Source organism: Pseudoalteromonas sp. MelDa3, assembly GCF_002863625.1.
Classification (GTDB): Bacteria; Pseudomonadota; Gammaproteobacteria; order Enterobacterales; family Alteromonadaceae; genus Pseudoalteromonas; species Pseudoalteromonas arctica.
The window spans coordinates 36,743-49,238 of the sequence record NZ_PJBR01000014.1; the positions used below are offsets into that span (position 1 = coordinate 36,743).

Consider the following 12,496-nt stretch of genomic DNA (forward strand, 5'->3'; position numbering starts at 1 on the left):
TTAATATGCTCCTACTGTGGTAATGGAAAAGTGATTACTTGATTACGGCCATGTTGCTTTGCGTAATAAAGTGCTTTGTCGGCGCACTCAGTAAAAATTTGAGGGTTGCTAACATCATCAGCAATGCTGGTGTATACACCAGCGCTAATTGTAAATTGAATATCATTATTGGCAACCGTTACTGTACTGGCTGAGATAGCTGCTCGTATTTTTTCAGCTATGTCTTGTGCACCTTCGCTGGGGGTATTAGGTAATAGCACCACAAACTCTTCACCGCCATAACGAGCAACTTCATCGAGTGGTCGCTTTAAATGATCTTTTATAAGGTCAGATACAGCTTTAATAACTTGATCGCCAATTATGTGTCCGTATGTATCGTTAATGCTTTTGAATCGGTCTATATCAAGCATAACAATACTAAGCGGCGTTTGTTCTCGACGAGACCGACGAATCTCCATTATTAGCTTTTTATCAAAAAAGCGTCTGTTTTTTATTCCGGTTAAAGCGTCTTCGGTATTGAGTAACTCAAGTGAGCGGTTTTTTTCTTCAAGTTCTCTGAGTGTAACTTGCAATTCAAAGGTGCGTTCGTCGACTTGTGATTCGAGTTCTTGGCGTGTTTTTTCTTGTAACTTTAAGCGCTCTTTAAGTAGCGTATCTTGAGCTGCATTTTCAGCAATCAAGGTTTGCTGAGCAATTACTTCTTCATCACGTTGCAAAATAAATAACTTCATTACACTGTAGCATAGACAAAATGTGCAGCTAAAAAAGCATGTAAATACAAATGCTAATGTACTTCTGTCAAAGGCGTATAGCCCTATTACTGCAACAATAAAATAAAGCATCACCACCAAGAAAAAAACTAATACGAGCAGTAGCGCTTTATTAGGTTTAGAAGGTGATAAACGTATGCACATAAGTGTAGTTGCAATATAAAAGCCTAAAACGATTGGGATAGTAGTTAAGCAAAATAGTGTCACTATATGGTTTGGAAATAGCCAAATAAACAATAACGAGACACCTAATGCGTTAACTATCACTTTTTGAACCGTTAGTAAAAAAGAGGGCTTTGGATGGCAAATTTGCTTTTGTAAAGGCAAAAACATTAAAGCAATAAGCATAAGTAATATAGGGATCATAACTTGCTGTAACGCTGGCAAATTAGGGTGAATATATTTTAGGCCAAAGCCACAAATGTAGGCTAATAAACTACCTAATGTGAGGGTAATTAAACCAGCATAAACAAAATAACGTTTACGTGAAAAACTATATAAAACTAAGCAACTCACGCCTAAAGAAAATATAAAACCAATCAATAAGCCATAGAGTAAATTAAGTTTACCTTTATGTGCCAAATAAGCTTCTGGTTGCCACAGCGTTAAAGGGACTCGCAAGCCGGAGCTATTCGTCACTCTCATAATAATAATGGTTTCGCTATTTGCAGGGCTAATTAGTTTAACTAATAAAGATTCACTCTTAATCGCACGTTTATCAAGGGGGTATGCATCGCCAATTTGGGTGTGAGAAATTAATTGCGAGTTATGTAACTGATATACTTGAACGTCGTTTAGCAGAGGGTTGTTTAGTGACAACAGTTGTTCGGTATTATAACTAAGCGTGTTTTTTATTTTAAATTTCATCCATACAGAACGCTGCTCAAGACCTAGGTTAAGAGGTTTACCTGTGTTTTTTTGCCACTGTATATGGCTACTTTGATGTGCATCTAATAGCGAAGTTGGTTCAAAAGAGTAATGCAGGTTATTAATGTTTTGGGAGTTAAAATCATGTTTTATTATTACAGGGCTTGCGAAAGAGCAAAAAGTGCAAAGAAGCATCAATAGACTTAGTAATGCTTTTGCGCACGCCATTAGCAGCTCTTTAAACCAAAAACATTGTAAAAGTTTTCTGTAGTTTTGCGGGCCACAACTTCTTCATCTATTTGATAAAGTTGCGCAACTGTTTGGCAAATATAAGGAAGCAGAGCGGGTTCATTTTTACGCGATTTAGGCTTTGGCTTAACTGTTCGTGGAATTAAAAATGGTGCATCAGTTTCTATTAATAATCGATCTAGAGGAATACTAGGCACTAGTTGTTGTAAATCTTTACCACGCCTTTCATCACATACCCAACCCGTTATACCAATATACAGACCTAAATCTAAATATTGTTTTAGAGCTGCTGAGTTACCTGTAAAGCAGTGGAGTACACCGCGAATATTAAACTCTTTTAAAATACTTAGCATGTCGTCACTTGCATCACGTTCATGTAAGTAAACAGGTAAATCTAATTTTTCGGCAAGTGCTAGGTGGCGTCTAAAAACACTACGCTGTACATCGCGAGGTGAAAAGTCACGGTTATAATCAAGGCCGCATTCACCAATCGCTATGACTTGCTTATTGTTAGCAAGTGCAGTTAATTGTGCTTCTAATTCATTCGTCGCCGATTTAGCATCATGTGGGTGGACACCCGCCGTAGAATATTGAAGATGTTTTATCGCAAGTTCAAGTGATTGCTGACTACTCGCAATATCACAACCTATCATAAGCATATTTGTAACACCGGCTTCGCTTGCACGGGTAATTACATCATGATGCTGGTCATCAAATTGATGATTAGTTAAGTTAACTCCAGCATCAATTAACGTATATGACATTACTTAGTACGTTTAACGCGAATAGAGCGGTTTTTACCGTCTTGTTTCAGTAAAAAGGAGTTAAATGCACCACGGCTGATTACAATTGTATCGTTTTCTTTTAAACGCATGCGGTCAGAGCCAATTTGACGCCATTGTTGGCCGTTATCTAGCGAAATAATTAACTCGCCATAAGCTGCTTCTTTCACTGAAGTAACCATAGCTTTAATTTCAGTCTCTTTTTCTACCTGTGATTCTTTGTGCTCTAAGCCAAAATCGTCGGTTTTTGCCTTTGCTTGCATTGGTGCAGCAGCTACGACTAGAGGTACATTGTTAGCCGTTGGTGGAGTGAGCGTTTTTGTTATTGTTGGCTTTGTTAGTGATTTACCAGTAATTGTATTGTCATAGCAAAGTAATCGGTTAAAGTCATTTTCAATAAAGCTACATGCTTGCAGGGCCTGAGTATTCAATTCAGTTTGCGTAGCAAAAGTAGGCGTACTTAATAAAACCAATAGTGAGAGTAGTTGTTTTTTCATTTTATTCCTCAGATTCTTTTTGTGGTTTGGCGGTATAAAATTTTGCTAAAATTAAACCTAGTTCAAACAAAAGAAGCATCGGAAATGCTAATAATGTTTGTGATAAAACATCAGGCGGTGTTAGGAACATAGCCACTACAAAAACACCCACGACGATATAAGGGCGCTTTTCTTTTAAACTTTTTGTTGTTGTTGCGCCACTCCAGCATAGCAGCATAATAGCTACTGGAATTTCGAAAGCGATACCGAATGCAAAAAATAGTTTTAATACAAACCCTAAATAGCTACTTATATCGGGCGCAAGAGTCATCATCTCTGGGCCGGTACTTGTAAAAAAGCCTAAAATAATTGGCAGAACTACAAAATAACAAAAAGCTATGCCGCCATAAAATAATATTATACTTGAGGCGAGAATGGGCATGAGCATTTTCTTTTCGTGCTGATATAACCCCGGTGCTATAAAGCCCCAAATTTGATGCAATATCCACGGAATCGACGCAAATAAAGCGACAAATAAAGTAAGTTTGAAAGGTGCAAAAAAGGGTGCAGTTACATCGGTTGCAATCATAGTCGCAGTACTTGGCAAATGCGAAACTAACGGCTGTGCAACAAAGGCGTAAATATCATTCGCAAAATATACTATGGCAATGAAAATAACTAAAATGCTCAATAGTGCTTTTATTAGCCGATCACGTAACTCAATTAAATGCGCTACAAACCCCGATTTTACTTCCTCAGCCATTATTTTTTATACCATGTAGTAAGTTGACCACAAAGTGAGAAATAAATTTCACTTTTTTTCATCAAGTTGTTGGTTATTTGATGTATCAGATTGTTGTTTCTTGTAGCTGTGAGTAACTGACTCAGCCGCTTTTTGTAGCTCTGTTAATGAACTTTGTAGCTCAGGGCTTAAGTCTTTTAGTTCTTGTTGTTCTGCTTTTTTAAGGTTTTCGTGCAGCTCATGAATACGAAGCTCTTCACTTACTTCGGCTTTTACTGAGTTGGCAAGTGATTTAGCGGTTTTAACCCATTTACTCACTGTTCTAATCGCAACAGGTAAGCGCTCAGGACCGAGCACCACTAAGCCAACAATAAAAATAACAACAAGCTCCCACATCCCCATACTAATTAAACCTTATTGCTATCTTTGTTTTTTTCAGTATTGGTTGAGTCGTCAACGGTGCTTTTTTCTGATTGTTGAATTTGCTCTGATTTTTCTTGCTCACTCGCTGTGTCGTCCGACATTGCTTTTTTGAAGCCTTTAACAGCGCCTCCAATATCACCACCCATACCGCGTAGTTTTTTTGTGCCAAAAAGTAAAACTATGATCGCTAAAACAATTAATAATTGCCAAATACTAATACCACCAAAACCCATGGTTTTCTCCAATATATAAAACGGTTAAATGTTTATTTTAAATACTAATCATACGCTCACTAGCGCAAATAGCACCCAGTTTATGCGCTGCGCCATGCCGCTATAAAGCTAATAGCCGATAAGCTTATTGCAATACTTGCAGCTATTAAATCGTGTTGTAAATAACAAAGTGTTGCCATAATCATTGTAGCACTACCAAATAAACTCAATATTAAAGGTTTATGAGATACCTTTTGTTCTTGAGGTTGAATGTGTGGTGTACGCTTTAAATTTTGATAAATTAGATCAGGTAACTCAGGCATTTTTTCAGCCCAAAATGGCAAGTTAGCATACATTTGCTTCAATACTGATAGCGGTCCAACTTGCTGCTTCACCCAATCTTCTAAAAAGGGTTTGGCTGTTTTCCATAAGTCGAGTTGCGGGTAAAGCTGACGCCCTAATCCTTCAACGTATAATAAGGTTTTTTGTAGCAATACTAATTGCGGTTGTACTTGCATGTTAAAACGACGTGCAGTATTAAATAGATTTACGAGCACGTGACCAAATGAAATTTCGGCCAAAGGTTTATTAAATATAGGCTCGCAAACTGTGCGAATCGCAAATTCAAATTCTTCAATGCTAGTATCTGGTGGTACCCAACCAGAATCTACGTGTAGCTGTGCAACTTGGCGATAATCACGATTAAAAAAGGCGATAAAGTTTTCAGCTAAATAGCGTTTATCTTCTTTGCTTAACGTACCAACTATACCGCAATCAATACCGATATACATTGGATTTTCAGGATGCTCGCGAGAGACGAATATATTACCAGGGTGCATGTCGGCATGAAAAAAGCTGTCTCTAAACACCTGCGTAAAAAACACTTCTACGCCGCGCTCAGCAAGTAATTTCATATTAGTGTCTTGCGCCAGTAATGCATCCGTATCAGACACAGGTATACCGTAAATACGCTCCATTACCAGCACATTGCTACGGCTGTAATCACTGTAAACTGCAGGGATATATAGTGAATCAGAGCCTTCAAAATTGCGTTTTAGTTGAATGCCATTGGCACCTTCGCGCATTAAGTCGAGCTCGTCTAGGAGTGTTTTTTTGTATTCTTTAACCACTTCAACGGGGCGTAGACGTTTTGATTCGTTATGGACTTTTGCAAGTACCTTAGCGAGCTTTTCCATTAACGCTAAGTCGGCATTAATTTGCTCGTAAATATTGGGTCTAATAACCTTAATTACGACATCCTGCTCAATGCTTTGCTCATCAATAAGCTTTGCTGTATGTACTTGCGCTATAGATGCAGAGGCCAGTGGAGTTTGTGAAAACTCACTAAACAATTCACTTATATCGTTAATTTCGAGCGCTTTCTCTATGATTTTTTGTGCAAGTGCGCCTTCAAATGGCTGAACTTGATCTTGTAAAAACGCAAGCTCTAAAGCGATATCATGAGGGAGTAAGTCACGACGAGTTGAGAGCATTTGGCCAAACTTAATCCAAACAGGACCAAGCTCTTGTAGTGCCAAACGTAAGCGTAGCCCTGCAGGTTTTTCTTTGTGCTGATTACGCAGCCAAAACAAACTGCCACGAGCTACTTTACCAAACCAAGGGATCTTATGTTTTGGAATTAGCTCGTCTAACCCATAGCTAAGTAATGTTTTGGTGATGTTATACAAACGTGCAGTCGACACAAAAAATCCTTAGCGGGTGTTTGAAGGTGAAAAAGAGTTTAACAAGGTATTTATACGCTGCTCAACAGCAGCGACTTGGCCTTTGAGTTCTCTATTTTTTTGTTTAAATTGCTCAAGTTCTAATGGGTGAATAGTAATAGCGAGCTCATCTTGGCATAAACTTGTAAGCATTGTACTTATTTTAGTGTTGGTTTTGCTGCTCTTTTGTTTTAGTTTTTTTAAGTGCAGATATAACTGCTGAGCGGGGGTATCACCAATGTATCTAGAGAGCTGTTCAGGCCAATCAATATCAATGCCTGAAAACGCATTGCTATAAGTTTGCGCAATATTTAAATCGCCTTGTAAGTCGAGCTTATCTTGGCGAATTAACTGGGTAAGCATAGCTGGGTTTTTAAGCGCTAAAAGCGTGTCTATGTCTGCGCTGATCATACAATCTGCGTTTTCATTATTTTGAGCACTGTATAAGTGTAATTGCTCAGCGCTATAAACAAGTTGGATGCTTTGTTGCCAATCTCTTACTTCAACCACTAAGCGCTGATGTTTAACGGCGCTTAGCTTTTGAGATAATTGTGGGTCAAGGCTAAGTGCTTGATTTAGTACACGCTCAATAAGCGAAAGTACAAAATTAGGTAACATAAAAAATTCAGATGGCATTGCATCATTATTTTTTGTTATTTTCTCAAGCGCCATAACTGCTAGCCTTAATATTTAAAACCACGGTGCAGCGCAACAATTCCGCCTGTGAGGTTTTGGTATGTTGTTTGCTCAAAGCCTGCATCTTCCATCATCGCTTTTAGCGTGTCTTGATCTGGATGCATACGAATAGATTCAGCTAAATACTTATACGATTCACTGTCGTTAGCAACTAGCTTACCCATTGTAGGCAATAAATTAAATGAGTAAAAATCGTAAGCTTTACTAAGTACGTCATGCTCTGGTTTTGAAAACTCTAAAACAAGTAAACGACCACCTGGCTTTAAAATGCGGTACATAGAGCGTAATGCTTTGTCTTTATCGGTAACGTTACGTAAGCCAAAGGCAATAGTGATCACATCAAAGCTATTATCTGGGAACGGTAGCATTTCTGCATTCATTTGTACGTAGTCGATATTGCCCACTAATCCAAGATTATGCAGTTTTTCACGACCAACTTTAAGCATAGATGAGTTTATATCACCCAAAACAACTTGACCCGTTTCGCCCACTAATTGGCTAAACTTTGCCGTTAAGTCGCCAGTGCCGCCGGCTAAATCGAGTACATGATGGCCTTTACGAACACCTGAGCTTGCAATAGTTTGACGTTTCCATAAACGATGCACACCAAAAGACATTAAATCATTCATTACATCGTATTTTGCAGCTACTGAGTGAAATACATCAGCAACCATAGAAGCTTTATCGTTCTCGGCTACTGTTTTATAACCAAAATGCGTGGTCTTTTGTTCGGTTTCGTTCATGATTAATCTCTATCGTGACAATAGAGGTTAGTGTACTTTATTGTACACAGTAGGTGCAATTTGAATATGATTTATCAGGTAATTTATTGCCCTGCAGTGTAACTACTTTGACCTAATGACCGTGCTTTAAAAGCCGCATGAGATGCTTTTTTTGCTAACTGATTAAAATCATCTTCTTGTTGATGCTGAGCAATTCCTAGTGATAAGCCAATACTTGGTAGCTTGATACCTGTTTTTGAACTAACAAAGCGTAGCTTTTCGACCCCATTTCTTACTTTCTCGGCTATCACATTGGCCGTATCTGGGTCGATGTCGGCGAGCAAAACAGTAAATTGATCTTTAGCTGTGCGACCAGGTAAGCCACTTTGAAAAACATATTTTTGCACTTGCTTAGCAACTTTACTCAAAATGACTTCACCAATAATATCACCATAATTTTTAGTAAAGTGATCAAGGTTGTCTATTTGAATCGCTATTGCGCAAATAGATTTTTGTTGATTAGTCCACACTTGGGTTTGTTGCGTTAAATAATGGCGCTTATAAAGCCCTGTTTGGCTATCAATAATATGCTGTTTACGAAGTTGAGTTAGCTGCTTTTGTGTTTTTTCGTGTAGTTGTTTGGCTTTGCTTAGTTCTTGCTTAAATTGCTTATGTTGGTTGAGTAATTCGGCGGTTTGATTATGAAGAACTTCAAGCGCTTGACGGCTTTGTTCTATGTTGTTCTCATCTAGCGAATGTACGCATTCGCTCACTTGACCCGCAAAGCGAATTATTTGCTTTTCAGTAGCTTGAGAATTTTGAGAAAGTGAGTTTATAACACCATCAACATTTTGAATCATGTTGACTTGCGCTTTGTGGCCAGTATTTAAAAACTCAGAATGTAGTTGTTCAATTAAAACGCTATCTATATTGTCTTCAACAGCGATAGCACGGTCTAAAGCTTTATTTAGCTTGAGATTAGTTTGACTGGTATAAGCATAAATAACTTGATAATTCAGCGGCGTAGGTGGGAGCGTATAGCGCTCTAAAAAAACACACACTTTGGTCATTTTTTCTTGTGCAATAGCCATGGAATCATGGAACATCATTTTAAATACCAACTAAGTACGCATAAGTGCAAATTTTAAAATATCTCATTCCATGAGGCGGTTATGCATCCCAGCTTTTTATTATTTTTATCTACAGTAATCTTTATAATCGCTATTTAAAAGGAAAAATGAGAGTTAGGGAACTTAAATTTTACTTTAGCGGCTCAATAGCTGTTTTTGTCATCAATTAAGCTTGTTTTTACTTCATTTAATGTATGTAACGTATTAATACACTTAGTATAAGTAGGGATTATTACTATGAGGTTGGTCTCATTTACTTGCTATTTATTTACCCTACGATAGCTTTATGAAATTAATAACACTGCTAAGTTACATTATAATGAATCATTTTTTAATTAAGCCACTTCGCCAATCTTTATTTGGTATCACGGTTTTGTGCTCATTAAGTGCATGCCAGATGACCATGCAAAATTCAGATCAACAATTTACTCAAGTAGCGCAAAGTATTGTTGATTATAGAGAAAGCATTAACCCTTACGATAGTGTAGGTGGTGTTGAAGGTTATTTATTACCAAATTTATCCCCTGAATTTTTAGCGCAAGAATATAAAAATAAAACGCAATTACTTGCTGAATTAGACACTATTAATATTGAAAAGCTAAGCGACGAAAATCAAATTAACTTCGATATTATTCGAGCTCAAGTACAAAACAGTGTCGATGAATATGTATTTAATGCGCACTATATGCCGCTCACCTCTGAATATGGGTTTCATTCTGGTTTGTCGTACATAATAAATAGTTCTCAATATAAAAACCCGGAAGACTACCAAGTGTATCTTGCACGATTGGCGCAAGTTCCACGCTTTTTTGAGCAAAACATGTATTGGATGAAAAAAGGGCTTGAGACAGGGCTTACTCAACCTAAAGCTGTATTGGAAGGTTATGAAGATTCAATTAATGCCTACATTGTTGACGATGTAACTACGTCTGAATTTTATAAACCATTTTTAACTAACACAGCTGGTTTAAGTGAAAGTGAATTTAAAGCACTACAACAAAAAGCTAAAAATATTATAAAAGAAGAGGTTATAAAATCTTATAAAGATTATTTAGCGTTTTTTACGCAGCAATATCGACCTGGTGCACGTACAAGTATTGGTATATCAGATACACCTAATGGCGAAGCGTTTTATAAAAATAGAGCTAAGTATTACACCACTACCGATATGACACCTAAAGAGATTCACGAACTTGGCTTAAAAGAAGTTGCGCGAATTCGTAGTGAAATGGAAAGCGTAATAGCAGAGGTAGGTTTTAAAGGCACGTTTGCCGAATTTATCCACTTTTTACGCACTGATCCACAATTTTACGCCACAACACCAGAGCAACTTTTAAAAGAAGCATCTTATATTGCTAAAAAAATGGATGCACAACTGCCTAAGTTATTTCATACCTTACCACGCAAACCTTATGGTGTAGCACCTGTACCGGCCAGTATTGCACCTAAATACACAACCGGTCGATATTCAGGCTCTAATCGAGATGATGAAGCAGGGTATTATTGGGTAAATACTTACGCTTTAGATAAGCGCCCTTTGTATGTTTTAGAAGCATTAACGCTGCACGAAGCAGTGCCAGGTCATCATTTACAGATATCACTTAATGCAGAGCTTGAAAATCTGCCGAGCTATCGTCGTGATGCTTACCTCTCGGCATTTGGCGAAGGTTGGGGGCTTTACTCTGAATATTTAGGTTTAGAAGCCGGCTTTTATCAAGACCCATATAGCCGTTTTGGTCGTTTAACGTATGAAATGTGGCGAGCAGCGCGTTTAGTTGTTGATACAGGTATGCATATGTATGGCTGGAGTCGCGAGCGTGCCATGAACTTTATGAGCGAAAATACAGCGCTTTCGTTGCATAACGTTAAAACCGAAACCGATCGTTATATTACATGGCCTGCACAGGCGCTTTCGTACAAAATAGGTGAGCTTACTATTAAGCGTTTACGCATTGAAGCAGAGCAAGCGCTAGGAAAAAGCTTTGATATTCGTGAATTTCATCATCAAATACTACGCCATGGTTCAGTGCCTTTATCGGTACTTGAAACGCAAGTGCGTTTATATATAAAAGCAGAGTTAGCTAAACAACAGAATTAGATATAAGGCAGTTAAAGCCTTGAACAAATAAAAGTGTTATGTCATTTTGGTGATATAGCACTTTTTTATTTTAAAAACAGTCATCAAGGGGCCTTGGGTGAGTAATTTTATAATGTTTAGTATTGATGTATTTGCAAGTATGTTTATTGTTGTTTTAGGGTTATTGGTTTTAATCGTTGTCGTTTTTTATATTCGAGATGTAACACAAACCAAGCATGCAATTAGACGTAATTACCCTGTTATTGGTCGCTTTCGATATTTTTTTGAACGCCAAGGTGAGTTTTTTAGACAGTACTTTTTTGCTCAAGATAGAGAAGAAATGCCGTTTAACCGCGCAGAGCGTAGTTGGGTTTATCGTGCAGCAAAAGATGTTGACCGTACGGCTGCATTTGGCTCCACGCAAAGCTTAGAAGTAACAGGTACGGTTATGTTTATGAACTGTGCATTTCCTACTTTAGACGAAGAAGCGCTCGACCCGAGTAATGTTACTTTGGGTCCATACTGTAAAACACCTTACACGACCAACTCGTTATTCAATGTATCTGGTATGAGTTTTGGTGCGCTTTCAAAGCCAGCTGTACGAGCCTTATCAAAAGGGGCAAAACTAGCGGGTTGTTGGATGAACACCGGTGAAGGGGGATTAAGTCCTTATCATTTAGAAGGTGGTGCCGATTTAGTGTTTCAGATTGGTACAGCTAAATATGGTGCACGAGACGAGCATGGAAATTTAAGTACTGAAAAGCTAAAAGAAATAGCGGCTCACGAACAAGTAAAAATGTTTGAACTTAAAATGAGCCAAGGTGCAAAACCAGGTAAAGGCGGTATGTTACCAGGGCGCAAAGTTAACGCCGAAATAGCTAAAATTAGGGGCATACCAGAAGGGCAAGATTCTATTAGCCCCAATGGTCATCCTGAAATTAAAAACCCAGCCGATATTCTCGATATGATTGCCACTGTGCGTAACGCGACAGGTAAACCTACAGGGTTTAAAGCCGTTATTGGTGCTTACGGATGGTTAGAAACGTTGTTCGCTGAAATAAACCATCGTGGTATAGAGTCTGCACCTGACTTTATTACTATAGATAGTGCTGATGGTGGTACGGGCGCAGCACCACAACCGCTTATGGATTCGGTGGGTTTACCACTGCGCGAAAGTTTACCGCTTGTAGTTAATATGCTTGAAAAACATGGACTGCGAGATCGTATTAAAATAATCGCGTCTGGTAAATTAATTGTTCCTTCAAAGGTTGCTTGGGCGTTAGCGCTCGGTGCTGATTTTGTTGTATCGGCTCGAGGGCATATGTTTGCACTGGGCTGTATTCAGGCAATGCAATGTAATAAAGATACCTGTCCGACCGGGATCACTACGCATAACGAGCGTTTGCAACGCGGCTTAAATGTAGCTGATAAAGCGCAACGAGTAGCTAACTATAATAAATACATTCATTACGGAGCTGGGCTAATAGCCCATTCTTGTGGTGTGACTAGTGCACGCGAATTAAAACGTGAACATGTACGTATAGTGCAAGAAAGTGGTTTATCAGAACCGCTCGATAAAATTTACGAAAACTATAAGTAAGTTTTTAACTAACTAAAAAAGGCGCTAAT

At 38.3% G+C, this 12,496-nt stretch carries 12 protein-coding genes; 2 read left to right on the plus strand and 10 right to left on the minus strand.

Annotated features, from left to right (window positions below):
- Positions 1-11: 11 nt before the first annotated feature.
- From CXF89_RS05165 to CXF89_RS05210, 10 genes are all read right to left on the minus strand, one after another.
- Complete coding sequence (locus tag CXF89_RS05165) at positions 12-1,865, minus strand: sensor domain-containing diguanylate cyclase (protein ID WP_007579840.1); 1,854 nt, start codon at positions 1,863-1,865, stop codon at positions 12-14.
- Positions 1,865-2,650, minus strand: a complete 786-nt coding sequence (locus CXF89_RS05170) for a TatD family hydrolase (RefSeq protein WP_121953984.1) — start codon at positions 2,648-2,650, stop codon at positions 1,865-1,867. The genes CXF89_RS05165 and CXF89_RS05170 overlap by 1 nt, the downstream gene beginning before the upstream one ends.
- On the minus strand, positions 2,650-3,165 hold the full coding sequence (locus tag CXF89_RS05175) for a hypothetical protein (RefSeq protein WP_121953985.1): 516 nt from the start codon (positions 3,163-3,165) through the stop codon (positions 2,650-2,652). Before CXF89_RS05175 ends, CXF89_RS05170 begins: the two co-directional genes overlap by 1 nt.
- Before the next feature lies 1 nt (position 3,166).
- Entirely contained in the window at positions 3,167-3,907 is a 741-nt protein-coding gene (tatC, locus tag CXF89_RS05180; RefSeq protein WP_121953986.1) for a twin-arginine translocase subunit TatC, read from the minus strand.
- Positions 3,908-3,955: 48 nt separating this feature from the next.
- Complete coding sequence (tatB, locus tag CXF89_RS05185; protein WP_024597077.1) at positions 3,956-4,288, minus strand: Sec-independent protein translocase protein TatB; 333 nt, start codon at positions 4,286-4,288, stop codon at positions 3,956-3,958.
- 5 nt (positions 4,289-4,293) lie between these two features.
- Positions 4,294-4,542: a Sec-independent protein translocase subunit TatA gene (tatA, locus tag CXF89_RS05190; protein WP_007579853.1), complete on the minus strand. Its 249-nt coding sequence runs from the start codon at positions 4,540-4,542 to the stop codon at positions 4,294-4,296.
- A gap of 80 nt (positions 4,543-4,622) precedes the next feature.
- Positions 4,623-6,224, minus strand: a complete 1,602-nt coding sequence (gene ubiB, locus CXF89_RS05195; protein ID WP_121953987.1) for a ubiquinone biosynthesis regulatory protein kinase UbiB — start codon at positions 6,222-6,224, stop codon at positions 4,623-4,625.
- A 9-nt stretch (positions 6,225-6,233) separates the two neighbouring features.
- Positions 6,234-6,914, minus strand: coding sequence for a ubiquinone biosynthesis accessory factor UbiJ (locus tag CXF89_RS05200; RefSeq protein WP_121953988.1), 681 nt, complete (start codon positions 6,912-6,914; stop codon positions 6,234-6,236).
- An 11-nt stretch (positions 6,915-6,925) separates the two neighbouring features.
- Complete coding sequence (gene ubiE, locus CXF89_RS05205; RefSeq protein ID WP_024589468.1) at positions 6,926-7,681, minus strand: bifunctional demethylmenaquinone methyltransferase/2-methoxy-6-polyprenyl-1,4-benzoquinol methylase UbiE; 756 nt, start codon at positions 7,679-7,681, stop codon at positions 6,926-6,928.
- An 83-nt stretch (positions 7,682-7,764) separates the two neighbouring features.
- Positions 7,765-8,751 (minus strand): GGDEF domain-containing protein, encoded by a 987-nt coding sequence (locus CXF89_RS05210; RefSeq protein WP_007579862.1) that lies wholly within the window; start codon positions 8,749-8,751, stop codon positions 7,765-7,767.
- A 358-nt stretch (positions 8,752-9,109) separates the two neighbouring features.
- Between CXF89_RS05210 and CXF89_RS05215 the strand changes: the two genes are divergently transcribed.
- Both CXF89_RS05215 and CXF89_RS05220 read left to right on the plus strand, forming a co-directional pair.
- The gene (locus tag CXF89_RS05215; protein ID WP_121953989.1) at positions 9,110-10,888 is read left to right on the plus strand and encodes a DUF885 domain-containing protein; all 1,779 of its coding nucleotides are present in this window, start codon (positions 9,110-9,112) and stop codon (positions 10,886-10,888) included.
- 112 nt (positions 10,889-11,000) lie between these two features.
- A complete protein-coding gene (locus tag CXF89_RS05220) occupies positions 11,001-12,467 on the plus strand; it encodes an FMN-binding glutamate synthase family protein (RefSeq protein ID WP_007579865.1) in 1,467 nt (488 codons plus the stop codon).
- Positions 12,468-12,496 lie beyond the last annotated feature (29 nt).